The organism is Streptomyces sp. NPDC056373 (assembly GCF_042262425.1).
Classification (GTDB): domain Bacteria; phylum Actinomycetota; class Actinomycetes; order Streptomycetales; family Streptomycetaceae; genus Streptomyces.
The window spans coordinates 387038-409604 of sequence record NZ_JBHJPX010000005.1 but is presented as its reverse complement, the minus strand read 5'-3'; the positions used below and the strand labels follow the sequence as shown (position 1 = coordinate 409604).

General features: G+C 70.5%; 18 protein-coding genes. 16 read left to right on the top strand and 2 right to left on the bottom strand.

What is annotated here, in order from left to right:
* Positions 1-106 precede the first annotated feature (106 nt).
* Positions 107-658, bottom strand: a complete 552-nt coding sequence (locus ACFCXS_RS13295; RefSeq protein ID WP_376643360.1) for a beta-class carbonic anhydrase — start codon at positions 656-658, stop codon at positions 107-109.
* Positions 659-1042: 384 nt separating this feature from the next.
* Here ACFCXS_RS13295 and rsmH point away from each other — a divergent pair, with 384 nt between their 5' ends.
* The 16 genes from rsmH to ACFCXS_RS13215 all read left to right on the top strand — a co-directional run bounded on the left by rsmH (position 1043) and on the right by ACFCXS_RS13215 (position 18790).
* Positions 1043-1999: a 16S rRNA (cytosine(1402)-N(4))-methyltransferase RsmH gene (gene rsmH, locus ACFCXS_RS13290; protein WP_376643359.1), complete on the top strand. Its 957-nt coding sequence runs from the start codon at positions 1043-1045 to the stop codon at positions 1997-1999.
* A gap of 31 nt (positions 2000-2030) precedes the next feature.
* Complete coding sequence (locus ACFCXS_RS13285; RefSeq protein WP_376643358.1) at positions 2031-2480, top strand: septum formation initiator family protein; 450 nt, start codon at positions 2031-2033, stop codon at positions 2478-2480.
* 5 nt (positions 2481-2485) lie between these two features.
* Complete coding sequence (locus ACFCXS_RS13280) at positions 2486-4447, top strand: peptidoglycan D,D-transpeptidase FtsI family protein (RefSeq protein WP_376643357.1); 1962 nt, start codon at positions 2486-2488, stop codon at positions 4445-4447.
* A gap of 193 nt (positions 4448-4640) precedes the next feature.
* Positions 4641-6161, top strand: a complete 1521-nt coding sequence (locus ACFCXS_RS13275) for a UDP-N-acetylmuramoyl-L-alanyl-D-glutamate--2,6-diaminopimelate ligase (protein WP_376643356.1) — start codon at positions 4641-4643, stop codon at positions 6159-6161.
* A 28-nt stretch (positions 6162-6189) separates the two neighbouring features.
* Entirely contained in the window at positions 6190-7605 is a 1416-nt protein-coding gene (gene murF / locus ACFCXS_RS13270) for a UDP-N-acetylmuramoyl-tripeptide--D-alanyl-D-alanine ligase (protein WP_376643355.1), read from the top strand.
* On the top strand, positions 7605-8696 hold the full coding sequence (mraY, locus tag ACFCXS_RS13265; RefSeq protein ID WP_376643413.1) for a phospho-N-acetylmuramoyl-pentapeptide-transferase: 1092 nt from the start codon (positions 7605-7607) through the stop codon (positions 8694-8696). Before murF ends, mraY begins: the two co-directional genes overlap by 1 nt.
* Positions 8678-10120 carry a UDP-N-acetylmuramoyl-L-alanine--D-glutamate ligase gene (gene murD, locus ACFCXS_RS13260; protein WP_376643354.1) on the top strand — a complete coding sequence of 481 codons (1443 nt, stop codon included), beginning with the start codon at positions 8678-8680 and terminating at the stop codon, positions 10118-10120. Before mraY ends, murD begins: the two co-directional genes overlap by 19 nt.
* A 135-nt stretch (positions 10121-10255) precedes the next feature.
* Positions 10256-11620, top strand: coding sequence for a putative lipid II flippase FtsW (gene ftsW / locus ACFCXS_RS13255; RefSeq protein ID WP_376643353.1), 1365 nt, complete (start codon positions 10256-10258; stop codon positions 11618-11620).
* A 6-nt stretch (positions 11621-11626) separates the two neighbouring features.
* Positions 11627-12724 (top strand): undecaprenyldiphospho-muramoylpentapeptide beta-N-acetylglucosaminyltransferase, encoded by a 1098-nt coding sequence (gene murG, locus ACFCXS_RS13250; RefSeq protein WP_376643352.1) that lies wholly within the window; start codon positions 11627-11629, stop codon positions 12722-12724.
* A 26-nt stretch (positions 12725-12750) separates the two neighbouring features.
* The gene (locus ACFCXS_RS13245) at positions 12751-13545 is read left to right on the top strand and encodes a cell division protein FtsQ/DivIB (RefSeq protein WP_376643351.1); all 795 of its coding nucleotides are present in this window, start codon (positions 12751-12753) and stop codon (positions 13543-13545) included.
* 288 nt (positions 13546-13833) lie between these two features.
* Positions 13834-15027 carry a cell division protein FtsZ gene (ftsZ, locus tag ACFCXS_RS13240; RefSeq protein ID WP_376643350.1) on the top strand — a complete coding sequence of 398 codons (1194 nt, stop codon included), beginning with the start codon at positions 13834-13836 and terminating at the stop codon, positions 15025-15027.
* Positions 15028-15037: 10 nt separating this feature from the next.
* Positions 15038-15769, top strand: coding sequence for a peptidoglycan editing factor PgeF (gene pgeF, locus ACFCXS_RS13235; RefSeq protein ID WP_376643349.1), 732 nt, complete (start codon positions 15038-15040; stop codon positions 15767-15769).
* Between the two features lie 6 nt (positions 15770-15775).
* Positions 15776-16495 carry a YggS family pyridoxal phosphate-dependent enzyme gene (locus ACFCXS_RS13230; RefSeq protein ID WP_376643348.1) on the top strand — a complete coding sequence of 240 codons (720 nt, stop codon included), beginning with the start codon at positions 15776-15778 and terminating at the stop codon, positions 16493-16495.
* A gap of 129 nt (positions 16496-16624) precedes the next feature.
* On the top strand, positions 16625-17266 hold the full coding sequence (locus ACFCXS_RS13225; RefSeq protein WP_102907744.1) for a cell division protein SepF: 642 nt from the start codon (positions 16625-16627) through the stop codon (positions 17264-17266).
* A 59-nt stretch (positions 17267-17325) separates the two neighbouring features.
* Entirely contained in the window at positions 17326-17613 is a 288-nt protein-coding gene (locus ACFCXS_RS13220) for a YggT family protein (protein WP_062926337.1), read from the top strand.
* A gap of 55 nt (positions 17614-17668) precedes the next feature.
* Positions 17669-18790 carry a DivIVA domain-containing protein gene (locus tag ACFCXS_RS13215; RefSeq protein ID WP_104779359.1) on the top strand — a complete coding sequence of 374 codons (1122 nt, stop codon included), beginning with the start codon at positions 17669-17671 and terminating at the stop codon, positions 18788-18790.
* A gap of 197 nt (positions 18791-18987) precedes the next feature.
* On the opposite strand, the gene ileS is transcribed toward ACFCXS_RS13215, so the two are convergent.
* A complete protein-coding gene (ileS, locus tag ACFCXS_RS13210) occupies positions 18988-22164 on the bottom strand; it encodes an isoleucine--tRNA ligase (RefSeq protein ID WP_376643347.1) in 3177 nt (1058 codons plus the stop codon).
* Between the last annotated feature and the right edge of the window lie 403 nt (positions 22165-22567).

Here is a 22567-nt window from a genome sequence, read left to right as displayed (position 1 = left end):
ACTGGCCGCGATATGTCGGTCTTGCGGCCATTCGAACGCGTGACTGACAGGATTTCGACAGCCGCCACGGGTGGCGGGCCGGGGTGGTCGCGTCCCGTCGCGCAGGTCAGGAGGCCGGGTCGACCTCGCGCAGCAGGCCGGTCCGCACGTCGTAGACGAATCCGCGCACGTCGTCGGTGTGCGGCAGGAAGGGCGAGGTACGCACCCGCTGCATGGACTGCCGTACGTCCTGGTCGGCGTCCTGGAAGGACTCCACCGCCCACGACGGACGCTGCCCGACCTCGGCCTCCAGGTCGCCGCGGAAGTCCTCGGTGAGGGTCTCCATGCCGCAGCCGGTGTGGTGGACGAGGACCACGCTGCGCGTGCCCAGCTTGCGCTGGCTGATGGTGAGGGAGCGGATCACGTCGTCGGTGACCACGCCGCCCGCGTTGCGGATGGTGTGGCAGTCGCCGAGCTCCAGGCCCAGTGCGCCGAGCGGGTCGAGGCGGGCGTCCATGCAGGCCACGACGGCCACGTGCAGGGCAGGCGCGCCGTCCAGTCCGGCGTGCCCGAAGGCCTCGGCGTACCGGGCGTTCGCCTCGACGATACGGTCGGTGACCGTGCCCTCGGTTGCTATGGCGCTCTCCGAACCCGTGGGTACCGATGCAGAAGTCGTCATAGGCATGACGTTACTGGTCACGCACGGTCCAGGCCTCCTGTGGAAGTGCACAAAGAATGCCGCCGAGGGGTGGTTGTGAGGTACCCCACAAGGGTGGTGTCCTCGTCGGCGGGCGAACGGCGGCGACGCGCAGGCCGGTTGATTGACCGGGCGACACCGTGGACTAAAGTGACGCGAAGCGGGAGGCGAGACTCTCCCCGCTGGACTGATTACTTCGGAGACCCCGGCGACGACCGGAGATCTCCCCGCGTGCGCGGCGCGTACGTACGGCTCTGCCTCCTCCCGCTCCCGGTCGGCTGACGCTTCCGGCGCCGGCAGGTCTCATGTCCACGAGCGGGCGGGACCCGGCGGTGCGTACGGCCGCGCCGGATCTGAGAGGGCCCCTTGAGCGACAGTCGACACGTCCCGGTGATGCTCCAGCGGTGCCTGGATCTGCTGGCACCCGCCCTGGAGGACCCGGACGCCGTGGTCGTCGACTGCACCCTCGGCCTCGGCGGCCACAGCGAGGCGCTGCTCGCCAGGTTCCCCGACGCCCGGCTCGTCGCCCTCGACCGCGACAAGGAGGCCCTGCGCCTGTCCGGCGAGCGCCTCGCCCCCTACGGCGAGCGGGCCACCCTCGTCCACGCCGTCTACGACGAGCTCCCCGAGGTGCTCGACCGGCTCGGCATCGCGCGCGTGCGGGGCGTCCTGTTCGACCTGGGCGTCTCCTCCATGCAGCTCGACGAGGCCGGCCGCGGCTTCGCCTACGCCCAGGACGCCCCGCTCGACATGCGGATGGACCAGACGACCGGCGTCAGCGCCGCCGAGGTCCTCAACACCTACCCACCGGGCGAACTCGTGCGCATCCTGCGGGCCTACGGCGAGGAGAAGCAGGCCAAGCGGATCGTCAGCGCGATCGTGCGCGAGCGGGAGAAGGAGCCGTTCAGCAACAGCGCGCGGCTCGTCGAGCTGATCCGGGACGCCCTGCCGCAGGCCGCCAAGCGCACCGGCGGCAACCCGGCCAAGCGCACCTTCCAGGCCCTGCGCATCGAGGTCAACGGCGAGCTCTCCGTGCTGGAACGCGCGATCCCCGCCGCCGTGAAGGCACTCGGCGTGGGCGGACGGATCGCCGTGCTGTCGTACCACTCGCTGGAGGACCGGCTGGTCAAGCAGGTCTTCGCGGCGGGCGCCGCCACCACCGCGCCCCCCGGGCTGCCCGTAGTCCCCGAGCGCTACCAGCCGCGGCTCAAGCTGCTCACCCGTGGTGCCGAACTCCCCACCGAAGAGGAGATCGCCGAGAACCGGCGGGCGGCACCGGCGCGACTGCGCGGGGCCCAGCGCATCAGGGAGGACGTCGAGTGAGGCGTGTGCAGGCCGGACCGAGGGAGCGTGCGTGAGCGGCAAACCCGAACTGAAGGGGAGGGCGGCCCGGCTCGCCCGGCTCCTGCCGACCGGCCCCGGGCAGGCGGCCCGCACGCCTTTCGTCCTCCTGGTCGTCCTCCTCCTCGGCGGCGGTCTCATCTGCCTCCTGGTGCTGAACTCGGCCCTCAGTGAGGGCGCGTTCCAGCTGGACGACCTCCAGCGCGGAACCAAGAACCTCACCGACGAGGAGCAGGCCCTCCAACGGGACATCGACGCCTACTCCGCGCCCGACGCCCTGCAGCGCCGCGCCCGCGAGCTCGGCATGGTGCCCGGCGGCGACCCCGCCTTCCTCGACCCCGACGGCACCGTCAAGGGCGTCCCCAGCGCCGCTCCCGGCGTCCGGCAGCCCGCCGCGCACACCCCTCTGGTCCTCGCTCCCGAGGCCATGCCCAACGGCCTCGCCCCGACCCCCGGCAGGTGACGGAAGTGTCCGACAGGCAACCGCCGCGCCGCCGCGTGCCCGGCCCCGCAAGGCCCGCCCGTCCCGACGCCCGGCGCCGCCCCGCCCCCGGGGCCCGTCCGGCCCGGCCCCGCCCGGGACAGGGGCGCCCCGCGGTGTCCAAGCCGCTGCGGCTGGGCAGCCCCCGCCCCCGCCTGCGGCTGGTGGGGCTCGCGCTGACCCTGGTCCTGGCCGCCTTCGTCGTACGGCTGTTCCAGGTGCAGGCCGTCGACGCGAGCACGTACGCCGCCAAGGCCGAGCAGAACCGGTACGTCGGGCAGGTGCTGGCCGCGGACCGGGGCGAGATCACCGACCGGTCCGGTGTGGCCCTCGCGACCAGCGAGGACGCCTACGACATCACCGCCGACCCCACGATGTTCGCCCCCGGCATGCTGAAGATCGCGGACGGCCCCGAGCAGGCGGCCGCACTCCTGGCCCCGATCCTCGGCCAGGAGCAGGAGGACCTGGTCAAGAAGCTGCGGCCGAAGAACACCGCCCTGCGCTACGTCAAGCTGGCCTCCCGCCGGACCCCGCAGGTCTGGAAGCAGATCAAGGACCTGAAGTCCGCACTCGCCGAGAAGGCCGAGACCGACAAGTCCTCGCCCAACGTCCTGGCCGGCGTCTTCTCCGTCGCCACCAGCAAGCGCGTGTACCCCGGCGGCGACCTGGCCGCCGGGATACTGGGCTGGGTCAACAGCGAGGGCAAGCCCGGCGGCGGCATCGAACTGCAGCTGAACAAGCAGCTCGCCGGCAAGGACGGCAAGATCCGCTACGCCCAGTCCGGCGGCCGTCTCGTGCCCACCGCGGGCTCCACCGAGACACCCGCCGTCCCCGGCAGCGACGTCGAGCTCACCATCGACCGCGACATCCAGTGGGCCGCCCAGAACGCCATCAGCGAGCAGGTGAAGGAGTCCGCGGCCGACCGCGGCTACGTCATCGTCCAGGACACCCGCACCGGGCAGGTCCTGGCCATGGCCAACTCGCCCGGCTTCGACCCGAACGACCTGTCCGACGCCGACCCGGCCGCCCTGGGCAACGCCGCCGTCCAGGACGCCTTCGAGCCCGGGTCCACCGCCAAGGTCATGTCGATGGCGGCCGTCCTCCAGCAGAAGGTGGCCACGCCCGGGACCCATGTGGTCGTGCCCAACCGGCTGCACCGCGGCGACCGGCTCTTCAAGGACGACATCGACCACCCGACCTGGTACCTCACGCTCAACGGCGTCCTCGCCAAGTCCAGCAACATCGGCACGATCCTCGCCACCGGGCAGCTCGGAAAGACCCAGGCCCAGGCCAACCAGGTCCTCTACGACTATCTGCGCAGGTTCGGCCTCGGCAGCTACACCGGGCTCGGCTTCCCCGGCGAGACCAAGGGCATCCTCGCCCCGCCCGGCAAGTGGTCGACCTCGCAGCAGTACACGATCCCTTTCGGCCAGGGCGTCTCCATCAACGCCATGCAGGCGGCCTCGGTGTACTCGACCATCGCCAACGGCGGCGTCCGCGTCCAGCCCACCCTCGTGAGCGGCACCAGAGGCCCCGACGGCCAGTTCACGCCCGCCCCGAAGCCCGAGAAGAGCCGGGTCGTCAGCGAAGCGACGGCGAAGACCCTCGCCCACATGCTGGAGTCCGTCGTGGACGACGAGGAGGGCACCGGCACCAAGGCACGCATCCCCGGCTACCGCGTCGCGGGCAAGACGGGTACCGCCAACCGAGTGGATCCGGCCACCGGCAAGTACCACGGCTACACCTCCTCGTTCGCCGGGTTCGCGCCCGCCGACAAGCCCCGCATCACCGTCTACTGCGCCATCCAGAACGCAACCCGGGGCAGCTACTTCGGCGGGCAGATCTGCGGACCCGTCTACAAGAAGGTCATGGAGTTCGCACTGAAGTCCCTCCAGGTCCCGCCGACCGGCGCCAAGGCCGCGAAGCTGCCCGTCTCCTTCAAACAGTGACCAGGGCCGACCCGCCCTGATCAGCACTCAGCCCCACCGAGCCACCAGGACCGCCTCCGTGACAACGATCACCCCCGACCCCGGCAACCGGAGCAGCACCGGCCCCTCACTTCGCCCGGAGGCGGGTACGCCCGGTACGCTCACCGCCGTGCCACACGCTGATCAGTCCCAAACCACCCAGAAGGGCCATCCCGTGACATACCCCGGGCCGCCCAGGCCGGTTCAGGTCTCCGCCACACCCCTCGCGGAACTCGCCGGTCAGCTGGGTGCCACCGCGCCGGAGAGCGCCGCCGAGGTCACGGGCATCACCCACGACTCGCGTGCCGTGCGTCCCGGCGACCTGTACGCCGCCCTCCCGGGGGCCCGGGTGCACGGCGCCGACTTCGTCAACCAGGCCGCGGGTCTCGGTGCCGCCGCCGTGCTGACCGACCCGACGGGCGCCGAGCGCGCCGCCGCGTCCGGCCTGCCGGTCCTGGTCGTCGACGACCCGCGCGCACAGATGGGCGAGCTGGCCGCCACGATCTACGGCCACCCCGGCCGGGACCTGCTCCAGATCGGCATCACCGGCACCTCCGGCAAGACCACCACCGCCTACCTCGTCGAAGGCGGCCTGAAGACGGTTCGGTCCACCGGCCTGATCGGCACGGTCGAGATGCGCATCGGCGACGAGCGCATCAAGTCCGAGCGCACCACCCCCGAAGCCACCGACCTCCAGGCCCTGTTCGCCGTCATGCGCGAACGCGGTGTGGACGCGGTCGCCATGGAGGTCTCCAGCCACGCCCTGGTCCTCGGCCGGGTCGACGGCTGCGTCTTCGACATCGGCGTCTTCACCAACCTCAGCCCGGAACACATGGAGTTCCACTCGGGCATGGAGGACTACTTCCAGGCCAAGGCGCAGCTGTTCACGCCGGAACGCGGCAAACTCGGCGTGGTCAACGTCGACGACGAATACGGCCGCCGGCTGGCGAACGAGGCCACCGTCCCGGTCGTCACCTACTCCGCCGAGGGCCACCCCGACGCCGACTGGCGCGCCGAGGACGTCGAGGTCGGCCGGCTGGACTCGACGTTCACCGTCGTCGGTCCGAAGGGCGAGCGGATCAGCGCCAAGTCGCCGCTGCCGGGTCCCTTCAACGTGGCCAACACCCTGGCCGCCATCGTCGCCCTCGCCGTCGCCGGCCTCGACCCGCAGGCCGCCGCCGACGGTGTCGCCGCCGTCCCGGGCGTCCCGGGCCGCCTGGAGCGCGTGGACGCCGGGCAGCCCTACCTCGCGGTCGTCGACTACGCCCACAAGACCGACGCCGTCGAGTCCGTGCTGCGCGCCCTGCGCAAGGTCACCGAGGGCAGGCTGCACATCGTCCTCGGCTGCGGTGGCGACCGGGACAGGACCAAGCGCGAGCCCATGGGCGCCGCCGCGGCGCGGCTCGCCGACACCGCCGTACTGACCTCCGACAACCCTCGCGGCGAGGACCCCCTCGCGATCCTCGCCACGATGCTCCAGGGCGCGGCGTCCGTGCCCGCGCACGAGCGCGGCGAGGTGCAGGTCTTCGAGGACCGGGCCGCGGCGATCGCCGCCGCCGTGGCCCGCGCCGAGCCCGGCGACACCGTGCTGGTCGCGGGCAAGGGCCACGAGCAGGGCCAGGACATCGCCGGGGTGGTCCGTCCCTTCGACGACCGCCAGGTGCTCCGCGAAGCCATCCAGAAGACCCAGGGATGAAAATCCAGAAGACCCAGGGGATGAACTTGTGATCGCCCTCTCCCTCGCCGAGATCGCAGAAGTCGTCGGCGGGCAGACGCACGACATACCGGATCCGTCCGTCCAGGTCACCGGCCCGGTGGTCCGGGACTCCCGGGAGGCGGGGCCGGGCAGCCTGTTCGTGGCCTTCGCCGGGGAACGCGTGGACGGCCACGACTTCGCGGCGGCGGTCGTCGAGGCGGGAGCGGTGGCCGTGCTCGGCACCCGGCCCGTCGGCGTCCCCGCCATCGTCGTGGACGACGTCCAGAGCGCCCTCGGCGCCCTCGCCCGGCACGTCGTACGGCGGCTCGGCGCGACCCTCGTCGCCCTCACCGGCTCGGCCGGCAAGACCAGCACCAAGGACCTCATCGCGCAGGTGCTGCGGCGCAAGGCGCCGACGGTCTTCACGCCCGGCTCGCTCAACAACGAGATCGGACTGCCCCTGACCGCGCTCAGCGCCACCGAGGAGACGAAGTTCCTCGTGCTGGAGATGGGCGCCCGCGGCATCGGGCACATCCGCTACCTCGCCGGCCTGACACCCCCGAAGGTCGGTCTCGTCCTCAACGTGGGCAGCGCCCACATCGGCGAGTTCGGCGGCCGCGAGCAGATCGCGCAGGCCAAGGGCGAACTCGTCGAGGCCCTGCCCTCCGAGGCCGAGGGCGGCACCGCGATCCTCAACGCGGACGATCCCTACGTACGGGCCATGGCCTCCCGTACGAAGGCGAAGGTGGTCTATTTCGGAGAGTCCGGCGAAGCGGACGTCTCCGCCGAGAACGTGCGACTCACGGACACCGGACAGCCTTCGTTCAGGCTTCACACACCCTCCGGTGCAAGCGATGTGACCATGCGCCTGTACGGTGAGCACCACGTGTCGAACGCGCTCGCCGCGGCCGCCGTCGCCCACGAGTTGGGCATGTCCGCTGACGAGATCGCCGTGGCGCTCTCCGAGGCGGGCTCCCTCTCCCGCTGGCGGATGGAGGTCACCGAGCGCCCGGACGGCGTGACGGTCGTCAACGACGCCTACAACGCGAACCCCGAGTCGATGAAGGCCGCGCTGCGCGCGCTCGCGGCCATGGGCAAGGGGCGTCGTACGTGGGCGGTGCTCGGCAAGATGGCCGAGCTCGGGGACGAGGCTCTCGCCGAGCACGACGCGGTCGGGCGGCTCGCCGTCCGGCTCAACGTCAGCAAGCTCGTCGCGGTCGGTGGCAGGGAAGCCGCCTGGCTGCAACTGGGCGCATATAACGAGGGTTCGTGGGGTGAGGAGTCGGTGCACGTGTCCGACGCACAGGCGGCGGTCGACCTGTTGCGCAGCGAGCTGCGCCCGGGGGACGTCGTACTCGTGAAGGCGTCCCGTTCGGTCGGTCTGGAGAGCGTGGCGCAGGCGCTCGTCGAGACCGGTGCCGAGGGTGAGGTTTCCGCCCGATGATGAAGCAGATCCTGTTCGCAGGAGTCATTGGCCTGTTCCTGACACTGGTCGGAACCCCGCTGCTGATCAAGCTGCTCGCCCGCAAGGGCTACGGCCAGTACATCCGCGACGACGGCCCGCGCGAGCACGCCAGCAAGCGCGGTACGCCGACCATGGGCGGCATCGCCTTCATCCTGGCCACGGTCGCCGCGTACTTCCTGGCCAAGGTGATCACGGGCTATCTGGACCCGGACGTCGACGCGGCGCCGACCTTCTCGGGCCTGCTGGTGCTGGGCCTGATGGTCGGCATGGGCCTGGTCGGCTTCCTCGACGACTACATCAAGATCGTCAAGCGGCGTTCGCTCGGTCTGCGGGCCAAGGCGAAGATGGCCGGCCAGCTGATCGTCGGCATCAGCTTCGCCGTGCTGTCGCTGCAGTTCGCGGACAACCGCGGCAACACCCCGGCCTCCACGAAGCTGTCCTTCATCACGGACTTCGGCTGGACGATCGGCCCGGTGCTGTTCGTGGTCTGGGCGCTGTTCATGATCCTCGCCATGTCGAACGGCGTGAACCTGACCGACGGTCTGGACGGCCTGGCCACCGGCGCCTCGGTCCTGGTCTTCGGCGCCTACACCTTCATCGGCGTCTGGCAGTTCCAGGAGTCCTGCGCCAACGCGAAGACGCTGACCAACCCGGGCGCCTGCTACGAGGTGCGTGATCCCCTCGACCTCGCGGTGGTGGCCTCCGCGCTGATGGGCGCGTGTCTCGGCTTCCTGTGGTGGAACACCTCGCCGGCCAAGATCTTCATGGGCGACACCGGTTCGCTCGCGCTCGGCGGTGTGCTCGCCGGCCTCGCCATCTGCTCGCGCACCGAGCTGCTGATCGCCCTCCTCGGCGGCCTGTTCGTCCTGATCACCATGTCGGTGGTCATCCAGGTCGGCTCCTTCAAGCTCACCGGCAAGCGCGTCTTCCGGATGGCGCCACTTCAGCACCACTTCGAACTCAAGGGCTGGTCCGAAGTGCTCGTCGTGGTCCGCTTCTGGATCATTCAGGGCATTTGTGTCATCGTCGGACTCGGCCTCTTCTACGCGGGATGGGCAGCGGACAAGTGACCTCCTCGGAGCCCTTCGAATTCCAGGGCAAGCACGTCACCGTCGCCGGGCTCGGCGTCTCCGGAGTCCCGGCGGCCAAGGTGCTGCACGGCCTCGGCGCGATCGTCACGGTCGTCAACGACGGCGCCGACGAGCGCGCGCGGGCGCAGGCGGCCGACCTGGAGGCGCTCGGCGTCACCGTGCGCCTCGGCGACGGAGAGACTCTGCCGGAGGGCACCGACCTGATCGTCACCGCGCCCGGCTGGCAGCCTGACAAGCCGCTGTTCGCGGCGGCGGAGCAGGCGGGCGTCCCGGTCTGGGGCGACGTCGAACTGGCCTGGCGCCTGCGCGGCCCCGACGCCGCCGACTGGCTCGCCGTCACCGGCACCAACGGCAAGACCACCACCGTCCAGATGCTGGCGTCGATCCTGAGGGCGGCGGGCCTGCGCACCGCGGCCGTCGGCAACATCGGTGTCTCCCTGCTGGACGCGGTGCTCGGCGAGGAGCGGTACGACGTCCTGGCCGTGGAACTGTCCAGCTACCAGCTCCATTGGGCGCCCTCTCTTCGCGCCCACTCGGCCGCCGTGCTGAACCTCGCCCCCGACCACCTCGACTGGCACGGCTCCATGGAGGCGTACGCCGCCGACAAGGGCCGCATCTACGAGGGCAACCGCGTCGCCTGCGTCTACAACGTCGCCGACAAGGCCACCGAGGACCTGGTCCGCGGGGCCGACGTCGAGGAGGGCTGCCGCGCCGTCGGCTTCACCCTCGGTACGCCCGCGCCCTCCCAACTCGGCGTGGTGGAGGGCATCCTGGTCGACCGGGCCTTCGTCGAGAACCGGCAGAAGAACGCCCAGGAGCTCGCCGAGGTCGCCGACGTCAACCCGCCGGCCCCGCACAACATCGCCAACGCCCTCGCGGCCGCGGCCCTCGCCCGCGCCTACGGCGTGCCCGCCAAGGCCGTACGGGACGGCCTGCGGGCGTTCACCCCGGACGCGCACCGCATCGCGCACGTCGCGGACGTGGACGGCGTCGCGTACATCGACGACTCCAAGGCGACCAACACCCATGCCGCGGAAGCCTCGTTGGCGGCGTACGAACCGATCGTGTGGATCGCCGGCGGGCTCGCGAAGGGCGCCACCTTCGACGAGCTGGTCGCCAAGTCGGCGAAGCGGCTGCGGGCCGCCGTACTGATCGGCGCGGACCGGGCGCTCATCCGCGAAGCCCTGGCGCGACACGCCCCGGAGGTACCCGTCGTCGACCTCGACCGGACCGACACTGGGGCGATGCGCGCGGCGGTCCAGGAGGCGCGGAAACTCGCGTCGCCGGGTGACACGGTGCTGCTGGCTCCGGCCTGTGCCTCCATGGACATGTTCGCCAACTACAACAAGCGCGGGGACGCCTTCGCGGACGCCGTCCGTGAGCTCGGCTCCGCCGACGGCTGACCCGGGTCCGCCTCGCCCGGCGGCGGCGCCGGGCGTACCTGGGAGGGACGCGTGACACGGATGTGGCTGGTGCCCGAGCGGCCTGGGGGCGTGCACCGCGCACCGTCCCCCTCCGGTACGGCAGGGTGAGCCGCGATGCCCACCAGCCGCACCGGACGGCCGCCGACCCCCCGTGCCCCCAAACGCCCCGTCGCGCCACGGCCCGCGCGTGAGAACGGCGTCCTCGGCCTCTACACCCGCGCCCGCAAGGGCTGGGACCGGCCGCTGACCGCCTACTACCTGATCCTCGGGGGCAGTCTGCTGATCACCGTGCTGGGGCTGGTGATGGTCTACTCGGCCTCCCAGATCACCGCACTGCAGATGTCGCTGCCGGGTTCGTACTTCTTCCGCAAGCAGCTGCTCGCGGCGGGCATCGGCACCGGACTGCTGTTCGCGGCCTCGCGGATGCCGGTGAGACTCCACCGGGCGCTCGCCTACCCCATCCTCGCGGGCGCCGTCTTCCTCATGGCCCTGGTACAGGTCCCGGGGATAGGGGTGTCGGTCAACGGCAACCAGAACTGGATCTCCCTCGGCGGCTCCTTCCAGATCCAGCCCAGCGAGTTCGGCAAGCTCGCCCTGGTGCTGTGGGGCGCCGACCTGCTCGCCCGCAAGCAGGACAAGAGGCTGCTCAACCAGTGGAAGCACATGCTCGTGCCCCTGGTGCCGGCCGCCTTCATGCTGCTCGGTCTGATCATGATCGGCGGCGACATGGGCACCGCCATCATCCTCACGGCCATCCTGTTCGGCCTGCTCTGGCTGGCCGGCGCCCCCACGCGGCTGTTCGCCGGGGTGCTGTCGATCGCCGCCGTGCTCGGCCTGATCCTCATCAAGACCAGCCCCAACCGCATGGCCCGCCTGCAGTGCCTGGGCGCCACCGAACCCCAGTCGGGGCCCGTCGACTGCTGGCAGGCCGTGCACGGGATCTACGCCCTGGCCTCCGGCGGAATCTTCGGTTCCGGTCTGGGCGCCAGTGTGGAGAAATGGGGCCAACTCCCCGAAGCCCACACCGACTTCATCTTCGCCGTCACCGGTGAGGAACTGGGCCTGGCGGGGACGCTGTCGGTACTCGCCCTCTTCGCGGCTCTAGGCTATGCGGGTATCCGCGTGGCCGGACGCACGGAGGACCCCTTCGTCAGGTATGCCGCGGGAGGCGTGACCACCTGGATCACGGCCCAGGCCGTGATCAACATCGGTGCGGTGCTCGGTCTGCTGCCGATCGCCGGCGTCCCCCTCCCGCTGTTCTCCTACGGGGGATCCGCCCTGCTGCCGACCATGTTCGCCATCGGGCTGCTGATCGCCTTCGCGCGTCAGGACCCCGCTGCGCGGATGGCGCTTGCGATGCGGCAACCCCGCTTTGGTAGAAAGCGGGGGGCGGGGGGCACCGGTTCCGGTCGGAGTCCCCGGAGATGGAACACGATGCGACGGCGTGCCTCGGCGGCGCGCTCGTCCGGAGAGCGGTGAATTTCGGTGCATGTCGTACTCGCCGGCGGAGGAACCGCGGGCCACATCGAGCCCGCGCTCGCCCTCGCGGACGCCCTGCGCAGGCAGGACCCGAGCGTGGGCATCACGGCCCTGGGCACGGAGCGCGGCCTCGAGACCCGTCTCGTACCCGAGCGCGGGTACGAACTCGCGCTGATCCCCGCCGTTCCACTGCCGCGCAAGCCCACCCCCGAGCTGATCACGGTGCCCGGCCGGCTGCGCGGCACCATCAAGGCGACCGAGCAGATCCTGGAGCGCACCAGGGCGGACGCCGTGGTCGGCTTCGGCGGCTACGTCGCCCTGCCCGGCTACCTCGCGGCCAAGCGCCTGGGCGTGCCGATCGTGATCCACGAGGCCAACGCCCGCCCGGGCCTGGCCAACAAGATCGGCTCGCGCTACGCCAGCCAGGTCGCCGTCTCCACGCCCGACAGCAAGCTGCGGGGCGCCCGCTACATCGGCATCCCGCTGCGCCGCTCCATCGCCACCCTGGACCGGGCCGCCGTACGCCCGGAGGCCCGGGCCGCGTTCGGGCTCGACCCGAACCTGCCCACGCTGCTGGTCACCGGTGGCTCCCAGGGCGCCCGCCGCCTGAACGAGGTCGTCCAGCAGGTCGCGCCCTGGCTCCAGCAGGCCGGTATCCAGATCCTGCACGCGGTCGGCCCGAAGAATGAACTGCCGCACGTCCAGCAGATGCCGGGGATGCCCCCCTATGTCCCGGTAAGTTACCTGGACCGGATGGACCTCGCGTACGCCGCGGCCGACATGATGCTCTGCCGCGCGGGCGCGATGACCGTCGCCGAACTCTCCGCCGTCGGGCTCCCGGCCGCCTACGTCCCGCTGCCCATCGGCAACGGCGAACAGCGGCTCAACGCCCAGCCGGTGGTCAAGGCCGGTGGCGGACTGCTGGTCGACGACGCGGAGCTGACTCCCGAGTGGGTCCAGCAGAACGTCCTGCCCGTGCTCGCCGACCCGCACCGGCTGTACCAGATGTCCCGCAGCGCCGCCGAGTTCGGCCGCCGGGACGCCGACGACCTGCTCGTCGGCATGGTGTACGAGGCGATCGCCGCCAGTCGTGCACACCGATAGGACTGTATGACGGAAGGCAGGGGAGCGTGGCCGGATCGACCACCGCCGAACGCGGTGAACGCCAGCAGGAGTCGTCCGGCCCGCCGCCCCGCCTGCGGTCCAGGCGCGCCCGGCTGCGCGCACTCGTCCTCCTGGGCCTCGCCCTGGTCTTCCTCGGCATCCCGACCGTCTGGCTGTTCTACGGCTCCGACTGGCTGCGCGCCGAGCATGTCTCGGTCTCCGGGACCCGGGTCCTGACGCCGGCTCAGGTCGAAGCGGCGGCCGATGTTCCGTTCGGCAAGCCGCTGATTTCGGTCGACACCGATGCGATCGAGACGCGACTGCGCCGAAAATTGCCCCGAATTGACTCGGTTGACGCGGTCCGCTCCTGGCCTCATGGAATCGACCTGAAAGTGGTTGAGCGGACTCCGGTTCTGATTGTCCAAAAGGGCGGAAAGTTCGTCGAAGTGGACGACGACGGTGTCCGCTACGCCACGGTTTCCGAGGCCCCGAAAGGCGTCCCGGCGCTGGAATTGACGCTCGCCCGGTCCGGATCCGCCGCCGCGAGCCTGCGCCGCTTCGGCGAGCCCAGGCTGGTGCGCGAGGCCGTCGGTGTCGCCCGCGCGCTCCCGGCCGCCGTCGCACGCGAGACGCAAACCGTCAAGGTCCGTTCCTACGACGCCATCTCGCTGGAGTTGCGGGACGGCCGCACGGTCGTCTGGGGAAGCAGCGAGAAGGGCGCCGCGAAGGCCCGTACGCTCACCGCTCTGATGAAAGCCTCGCCCGGTGCGGGGTACTTCGACGTGAGTGTGCCCACCGCTCCCGCGTCATCAGGGAGTTGACGCACATCCGCGCAGGCCAGCACCCTGGTTGGGCAGTGCTACGGCTGATCACATAGGGTGAAAAGAAAAACGGGAGGTTCGGCGTGTTCGTTGAACGCGCGCCACTTGTCGACTTAGTGTCCTGTTCAGAAGACTCCAAGGAACGGACACACTGGTAACCCTAAACTTCAGGGTTAGGGTTCGGGTCGGCGATACGGACCGTCCCATTCGGCATCAGTCGTCGGGTCGCGGGGCGCAGGGCGTCACGCTGATCCGGCGACACGTAACTCGAGGCGAGAGGCCTTCGACGTGGCAGCACCGCAGAACTACCTCGCAGTCATCAAAGTCATCGGTGTCGGCGGCGGTGGTGTCAATGCCATCAACCGGATGATCGAGGTCGGTCTCAAGGGCGTCGAGTTCATCGCCATCAACACCGACGCGCAAGCTCTGTTGATGAGCGACGCCGACGTCAAGCTGGACGTCGGCCGTGAACTCACCCGCGGACTCGGCGCCGGAGCCAACCCGGACGTGGGCCGCAAGGCCGCCGAGGACCACCGCGAGGAGATCGAGGAGGTCCTCAAGGGGGCCGACATGGTCTTCGTGACAGCCGGTGAAGGCGGCGGCACCGGCACCGGCGGCGCGCCCGTCGTGGCCAACATCGCCCGCAAGCTCGGTGCCCTCACCATCGGTGTGGTCACGCGCCCGTTCACCTTCGAGGGGCGGCGCCGCGCGAACCAGGCCGAGGACGGCATCGCCGAACTCCGCGAAGAGGTCGACACCCTCATCGTCATCCCGAACGACCGGCTGCTGTCCATCTCGGACCGCCAGGTCTCGGTGCTGGACGCCTTCAAGTCGGCCGACCAGGTCCTGCTCTCCGGTGTCCAGGGCATCACCGACCTCATCACCACCCCCGGCCTCATCAACCTCGACTTCGCCGACGTCAAGTCGGTCATGTCCGAGGCCGGCTCGGCCCTCATGGGCATCGGCTCGGCCCGCGGCGACGACCGCGCGGTGGCCGCCGCCGAGATGGCGATCTCCTCGCCGCTGCTGGAGGCGTCCATCGACGGCGCCCGCGGTGTCCTGCTCTCCATCTCCGGCGGCTCCGACCTCGGCCTGTTCGAGATCAACGAGGCCGCCCAGCTGGTGAGCGAGGCCGCGCACCCCGAGGCCAACATCATCTTCGGCGCGGTGATCGACGACGCCCTCGGTGACGAGGTGCGGGTCACCGTGATCGCGGCCGGCTTCGACGGCGGCCAGCCGCCCGCCAAGCGGGACAACGTCCTCGGCTCGTCCTCGGCCCAGCGCGAGGAGCCGGCCCCGGCACGGCACACCGAGAGCCGCCCGTCCTTCGGATCGCTCGGCAGTGTGACCCCGAAGGAGGACCCGGAGCCCGCTCCGAAGCCGGTCGAGGACATCCCGGTCGCCCCGCCGGTGCCGCCGGCGCCGCGGACCTACTCGGACAGCGCGGCCGAGGAACTGGACGTACCGGACTTCCTCAAGTGATCCTTCAGTCGTGATAGGACAGCGCGAGAGCGCGAGCGGCGCGCACTTCGGCTTCACCGACCGGTGGGGCGGGGTGAGCGCCGCTCCGTATGAGGAGCTCAACCTCGGCGGAGCGGTCGGTGACGACCCCGACGCCGTACGCACCAACCGGGACCTGGCCGCCAAGCACCTGGGTGTCGAGCCGGACCGGGTCGTCTGGATGAACCAGGTGCACGGGGCCGACGTGGCGGTGGTGGACGGGCCGTGGGGACCGTCGGCCGAGATCTCGTCGGTCGACGCGATCGTCACGACGCGCCGGGGGCTCGCCCTCGCCGTGCTCACCGCAGACTGCGTGCCGGTGCTGCTCGCCGACCCCGTGGCCGGAATCGTCGCCGCGGCCCACGCGGGCCGGCCCGGCATGATCGCCGGAGTCGTCCCGGCCGCCCTGCGCGCGATGACGGAACTGGGTGCCGAGCCCTCCCGCATCGTCGCCCGCACCGGGCCCACCGTCTGTGGCCGGTGTTACGAAGTGCCCGAGGCGATGCGCGCCGAGGTGTCCGCCGTCGAGCCGGCGGCGTACGCCGAGACCGGTTGGGGCACACCGGCGGTCGACGTGAGCGCCGGAGTGCACGCCCAGCTGGAACGGCTCGGGGTGCGCGACCGGGAGCAGTCGCCGGTGTGCACGCTGGAGTCGCACGATCACTTCTCGTACCGCCGCGACCGCACCACGGGTCGGCTCGCGGGTTATGTGTGGCTGGACTGAGTGGACATGACGGACCGTAAGGACGAACTCGCCGCGAATCTGGCGAGAGTGGAGCGGCGCATCGCGGACGCGTGCGCTGCCGCGGGGCGGGCACGCGACGAGGTGACCCTGATCGTGGTCACCAAGACCTACCCCGCGAGCGACGTACGGATCCTCGCGGACCTCGGTGTGCGGCACGTCGCGGAGAACCGCGACCAGGACGCGGCCCCCAAGGCCGCCGCCTGCTCGGATCTGTCCCTCACCTGGCACTTCGTGGGTCAGCTCCAGACCAACAAGGTGCGTTCGGTGGTCGGTTACGCGAATTTCGTGCAGTCGGTCGATCGTCCCAAGCTCGTCACAGCTCTGTCGAAGGAGGCCGTCCGGACCGGGCGGGAGCTGGGGTGCCTCCTCCAGGTCGCACTCGACGCCGGTGAGAGCGCCCGCGGCGAGCGGGGCGGTGTCGCGCCCGGCGGGATCGGGGAGTTGGCCGACCTCGTGGCCGGCGCACCGGGGCTCCGGCTCGACGGACTGATGACCGTCGCGCCGCTCACCGGCGAGTACGCCGGGCGCGAACTGGAGGCCTTCGAGCGGCTGGTGGTTTTGTCGACCGACCTGCGCACGAGTCATCCGGCTGCCACCATGGTCTCGGCAGGGATGAGTACGGACCTCGAACAGGCCGTGGCGGCCGGAGCGACACATGTGCGCGTCGGCAGCGCGGTACTCGGAGTCCGCCCCAGGCTCGGGTAACGTCGCCAAGAAGTCGGACCACAGCAGAAAATATGGTCATTGCCGCCGAAAGGCGGATTCAAGGACCACGTGGATCGCGGGCACTTGGCAGTCGTCAGCCGATCCACCACAGAGCGGAGGACTCAGAGCATGGCCGGCGCGATGCGCAAGATGGCGGTCTACCTCGGCCTCGTGGAGGACGATGGGTACGACGGCCGCGGATTCGACCCCGACGACGACTTCGAACCCGAACTGGACCCGGAGCCCGAGCGGGACCACCGACGGCACGAGCCGTCCCATCAGCCGCACGTCTCACATCAGCCCCAAAGGGACGAAGAGGTACGAGTCGTGCAGCCGCCCGCGCCTCGCGAACCGGCCGCCCGCTCCGCTTCGCTACCCGCGGAATCCAGTCGCCCGGCGCGCATCGCGCCCGTGGCGTCCATCACACAAGAACGCGCAAGTCTGGAGAAGAACGCACCGGTGATCATGCCCAAGGTCGTGTCCGAACGAGAGCCTTACCGGATCACCACGCTTCACCCACGGACCTACAACGAGGCCCGTACCATCGGGGAACACTTCCGTGAAGGCACTCCGGTGATCATGAATCTGACTGAGATGGACGACACAGATGCGAAGCGACTTGTCGACTTTGCGGCAGGTCTGGTGTTTGGTCTTCACGGCAGTATCGAGCGGGTGACGCAGAAGGTGTTCCTGTTGTCGCCTGCTAACGTCGATGTCACGGCGGAGGACAAGGCCCGCATCGCAGAGGGCGGGTTCTTCAACCAGAGCTGAGACGCACCACCGGAACAGCAGTACCGAGCAGGGCACAGGGGAGAGGGAAGCACGAGGTCATGAGCGTGGTTTTGGATGTCGTCTACATCGCGCTGATGTGCTTTCTCATCGTGCTGATCTTCCGACTGGTCATGGACTATGTCTTCCAGTTCGCCCGCTCATGGCAACCCGGCAAGGCGATGGTGGTCGTTCTGGAGGCCACCTACACTGTCACCGATCCACCGCTCAAGCTTCTGCGGCGGGTCATTCCGCCGCTGCGTCTCGGGGGCGTGGCGCTAGACCTGTCCTTCTTCGTACTGATGATCATCGTCTACATCCTGATCACACTCGTGCGGAACGCGATGTGAGCGATGTGACAGTTACGGTCTTGCCGAATGCCGACGACTACGTTGAGGTGAAGAGATGCCGTTGACCCCCGAGGACGTGCGGAACAAGCAGTTCACGACCGTCCGCCTCCGAGAAGGCTATGACGAGGACGAGGTCGATGCCTTCCTCGATGAGGTCGAAGCCGAACTGACCCGCCTGCTCCGCGAGAACGAGGACCTGCGCGCCAAACTGGCCGCGGCCACGCGCGCTGCTGCGCAGAACCAGCAGAACATGCGCAAGCCGCCGGAGCCGCAGCAGGATCAGCAGCAACAGCAGCAGGGCATGCGCGGTCCGGGTGGTCCTGTCCCCGCCGGCATATCGGGCCCGCCGCAGCAGCAGATGGGTGGCCCCATGGGTGGTCCGCCCCAGCTGCCGAGCGGTGCCCCGCAGCTGCCCGCCGGTCCCGGCGGTCAGGGTGGACCCCAGGGTCCCGGTCCGATGGGCCAGGGTCCGGGTCCGATGGGCCAGCCCCCGATGCAGCAGCAGATGGGCGGCCCGATGGGCGGCCCCGGCCCGATGGGTGGCCCGATGGGCGGCCCCGGTCAGCAAGGCCCCGGTGGCGACAGTGCCGCCCGTGTCCTCTCGCTGGCCCAGCAGACCGCCGACCAGGCGATCGCCGAGGCTCGTTCCGAGGCCAACAAGATCGTCGGCGAGGCGCGTTCGCGTGCCGAGGGTCTGGAGCGTGACGCCCGTGCCAAGGCCGACGCCCTGGAGCGGGACGCGCAGGAGAAGCACCGCGTCGCGATGGGCTCCCTGGAGTCCGCCCGCGCCACGCTGGAGCGCAAGGTCGAGGACCTGCGCGGCTTCGAGCGCGAGTACCGCACGCGCCTGAAGTCGTACCTGGAGTCGCAGCTGCGCCAGCTGGAGACCCAGGCCGACGACTCGCTGGCCCCGCCGCGTACTCCGGCGGCCGCGTCCCTCCCGCCGTCCCCGGCGCCTTCCATGGCTCCGGCCGGCGCGAGTGCCCCGTCCTACGGCGGTGGCAACCAGACGATGGGCGGCGCACCCTCGCCGTCCGGTCCGTCCTATGGCGGTCAGCAGCAGATGTCGCCGGCGATGACCCAGCCGATGGCGCCGGTCCGTCCGCAGGGCCCGTCCCCGATGGGTCAGGCGCCGTCGCCGATGCGGGGCTTCCTGATCGACGAGGATGACAACTGACGGCCTGATGGCCAGTAGTACGGCATAGACGTCGGCAGCGTTCAGGGCGAGGCCCCGGGTTCCCACCCGGGGCCTCGCCCTTTTGTGCTCCGTGCGTTCGGCACCGCGCACCGGTGTTCGTGCGTACGCAACGCCGAAGGCCCGGGCCCGCCAAGATCTTCGGCGGGCCCGGGCCTTCGGGCTGTTCGGCCTGAGTGCTAGGCCTTGCGCAGGCGGAAGGTCAGGGACAGGCCCTCGTCGGTGAAGGGCTCGCCGTAGGAGTCGTCCGGCTCGCCCTGGGCGAAGTCCGTTGCCAGGACCTCGTCGGCGATCAGGCCGGCGTGCTCGGCCAGGGCCTCGGTGACGGCCGGGTCGGTCGCCGTCCAGCGCAGCGCGATGCGGTCGGCCACGTCGAGACCGCTGTTCTTGCGGGCCTCCTGGATCAGGCGGATCGCGTCCCGTGCCAGGCCGGCCCGGCGCAGCTCCTCGGTGATCTCCAGGTCCAGGGCGACCGTCGCACCCGAGTCGGAGGCCACGGACCAGCCCTCGCGGGGCGTCTCCGTGATGATGACCTCATCGGGAGCGAGCGTGATCGTCTCGCCGTCGACCTCGACCGACGCCGTGCTCTCGCGCAGGGCCAGGGACAGGGCGGCCGCGTCCGCGTTCGCGACGGCCTTGGCCACGTCCTGGACGCGCTTGCCGAACCGCTTGCCCAGCGCGCGGAAGTTGGCCTTCGCCGTGGTGTCGACCAGGCTGCCGCCGACCTCGCTCAGCGTCGCCAGGGACTCGACGTTCAGCTCCTCCGTGATCTGCGTGCGCAGTTCGGAGCCCAGCGCGTCGAAGCCCGTCGCCGCGATCAGCGCGCGGGACAGCGGCTGACGTGTCTTGACGCCCGACTCCGCACGCGTGGCACGGCCCAGTTCCACCAGTCGGCGCACCAGCACCATCTGCTTCGACAGCTCCGGGTCGATGGCGCCGAGGTCCGCCTCCGGCCAGGACGACAGGTGGACCGACTCGGGCGCGCCCGGGGTGACCGGGACGATCAGGTCCTGCCAGACCCGCTCGGCGATGAACGGGGTCAGCGGCGCCATCAGCTGCGTGACCGTCTCGACGACCTCGTGCAGGGTGCGCAGGGCCGCCTTGTCGCCCTGCCAGAAGCGGCGACGGGAGCGGCGCACGTACCAGTTGGACAGGTCGTCGACGAACGCGGACAGCAGCTTGCCGGCGCGCTGGGTGTCGTAGGCGTCCAGTGCCTGGGTGACCTGGTCGGTGAGCGCGTGCAGTTCGGACAGCAGCCAGCGGTCCAGGACCGGGCGGTCGGCCGGCGCCGGGTCGGCCCCGGAGGGGGCCCAGCCTGTCGTACGGGCGTAGAGGGCCTGGAAGGCGACCGTGTTCCAGTACGTCAGGAGCGTCTTGCGGACGACCTCCTGGATCGTGCCGTGGCCCACGCGGCGGGCCGCCCACGGGGAGCCGCCGGCCGCCATGAACCAGCGGACCGCGTCGGCGCCGTGCCGGTCCATCAGCGGGATCGGTTCCAGGGTGTTGCCCAGGTGCTTGGACATCTTGCGGCCGTCCTCGGCCAGGATGTGCCCGAGGCAGACCACGTTCTCGTACGAGGACTTGTCGAAGACGAGCGTGCCGACGGCCATCAGCGTGTAGAACCAGCCGCGGGTCTGGTCGATGGCCTCGCAGATGAACTGTGCCGGGTAGCGGGCCTCGAACAGTTCCTTGTTCTTGTACGGGTAGCCCCACTGCGCGAACGGCATCGAGCCCGAGTCGTACCAGGCGTCGATCACCTCGGGCACGCGCGTGGCCGTCTTGCCGCAGCCGCCCTGCGGGCAGGCGAAGGTGACCTCGTCGATGAACGGGCGGTGCGGGTCCAGGCCCGACTGGTCGGTGCCGGTCAGCTCGGACAGCTCCGCGAGGGATCCGGCGCAGGTGAGGTGGTCGTCCTCGCAGCGCCAGATGGGCAGTGGGGTGCCCCAGTAGCGGTTGCGGGACAGCGCCCAGTCGATGTTGTTGTCCAGCCAGTCGCCGTACCGGCCGTGCTTGACCGTCTCCGGGAACCAGTTGGTGCTCTCGTTCTCCGCGAGGAGGCGGTCCTTGAGCTCCGTGGTGCGGATGTACCAGGAGGGCTGCGCGTAGTAGAGGAGCGCGGTGTGGCAGCGCCAGCAGTGCGGGTAGCTGTGCTCGTAGGGGATGTGCTTGAAGAGCAGGCCGCGGCTGTCGAGGTCCTCGGTGAGCTTCTCGTCGGCCTTCTTGAAGAAGACGCCGCCGACGAGGGGGACGTCCTCCTCGAAGGTGCCGTCCGGGCGGACCGGGTTCACGACCGGAAGGCCGTAGGCGCGGCAGACCTTGAGGTCGTCCTCACCGAAGGCGGGGGACTGGTGGACCAGACCCGTGCCGTCCTCGGTGGTGACGTACTCGGCGTTGACCACGAAGTGGGCCGCCCCGGGGCTGTGACCATTGGTTCCCTCGCTGACGCTCGGGAACTCCACCAGCTCGAAGGGGCGCTGGTACGTCCAGCGCTCCATCTCGGCGCCGGTGAAGGACCGGCCGGTGGCCTCCCAGCCCTCGCCGAGGGCCTTGGCGACGAGCGGCTCGGCGACGACCAGCTTCTCCTCACCGTTCGTCGCGACGACGTAGGTGACCTCGGGGTGCGCGGCGACGGCGGTGTTGGACACCAGGGTCCACGGGGTCGTCGTCCACACCAGGAGGGCGGCCTCGTCGGCGAGCGGGCCGGAGGTGAGCGGGAAGCGGACGAAGACCGACGGGTCGACGACCGTCTCGTAGCCCTGCGCCAGCTCGTGGTCGGACAGGCCCGTGCCGCAGCGGGGGCACCAGGGGGCGACGCGGTGGTCCTGGACCAGCAGGCCCTTGTCGAAGATCTCCTTCAGCGACCACCAGACCGACTCGATGTACTCGGGGTCCATCGTGCGGTACGGGTCCTGGAGGTCGGTCCAGTAGCCCATGCGGGTCGTGAGCTCTTCGAAGGCGTCCGTGTGCCGGGTCACCGACTCGCGGCACTTCGCGTTGAACTCGGCGATGCCGTACGCCTCGATGTCCTGCTTGCCGGAGAAGCCGAGCTCCTTCTCGACGGCGAGCTCGACCGGGAGGCCGTGGCAGTCCCAGCCGGCCTTGCGGGCGACGTGGTAGCCGCGCATGGTCCGGAAGCGGGGGAAGACGTCCTTGAAGACGCGCGCCTCGATGTGGTGGGCACCGGGCATGCCGTTGGCGGTGGGCGGGCCCTCGTAGAACACCCACTCGGGGCGGCCCTCGGACTGCTCCAGGCTCTTGGCGAAGATCTTCTGCTCGCGCCAGAAGTCGAGCACGGCGTGCTCGAGGGCGGGCAGGTCGACCTGTGCGGGCACCTGGCGGTACGTCGGCGATGTCATCAGCGGGCTTCCTCCGGCGGACTTGCTGCCTTCCGTCCGGAGGGACGAGAGCTACGTCTGCCTGCGCCGCCTTCGGCGCGCTCCCGCGGTACCACCCTCCTTGGCCCTCCGGCACGGGGTGTGCGCCGGCGAGCCCCCTCATTGGGGTCGCGATGCCGGGTCTACCGGCCGTCGCTCACTGGCTCCGGCTTTCTTCCGGCGGCTCCGGGGTGATCTTCACGTCGCGCTCGCCCCCGGGCTTCCACCGTCCCCGGGTCGCTCTGGGCTGCGTACGCCGCTACTCGTCCCCATCCACGCTTTTCGCTCCGCCCAGTGTACGGCGCCGCGCGGACAGCGGCCGACCGGTTTTCGGGGCGGCCGGGGACGGGGTGCCGCGTGGGGTGCGATATGGGTTTGATGACCC

Excerpts from the sequence above, each read along its gene's own strand:
- ACFCXS_RS13295 (WP_376643360.1), bottom strand. The coding sequence starts at position 658 with ATGACGACTTCTGCATCGGTACCCACGGGTTCGGAGAGCGCCATAGCA.
- mraY (WP_376643413.1), top strand. The coding sequence starts at position 7,605 with ATGAAGCAGATCCTGTTCGCAGGAGTCATTGGCCTGTTCCTGACACTG.
- murD (WP_376643354.1), top strand. The coding sequence starts at position 8,678 with ATGGGCAGCGGACAAGTGACCTCCTCGGAGCCCTTCGAATTCCAGGGC.
- ftsW (WP_376643353.1), top strand. The coding sequence starts at position 10,256 with ATGCCCACCAGCCGCACCGGACGGCCGCCGACCCCCCGTGCCCCCAAA.
- ACFCXS_RS13230 (WP_376643348.1), top strand. The coding sequence starts at position 15,776 with ATGACGGACCGTAAGGACGAACTCGCCGCGAATCTGGCGAGAGTGGAG.
- ACFCXS_RS13225 (WP_102907744.1), top strand. The coding sequence starts at position 16,625 with ATGGCCGGCGCGATGCGCAAGATGGCGGTCTACCTCGGCCTCGTGGAG.
- ACFCXS_RS13220 (WP_062926337.1), top strand. The coding sequence starts at position 17,326 with ATGAGCGTGGTTTTGGATGTCGTCTACATCGCGCTGATGTGCTTTCTC.
- ACFCXS_RS13215 (WP_104779359.1), top strand. The coding sequence starts at position 17,669 with ATGCCGTTGACCCCCGAGGACGTGCGGAACAAGCAGTTCACGACCGTC.
- ileS (WP_376643347.1), bottom strand. The coding sequence starts at position 22,164 with ATGACATCGCCGACGTACCGCCAGGTGCCCGCACAGGTCGACCTGCCC.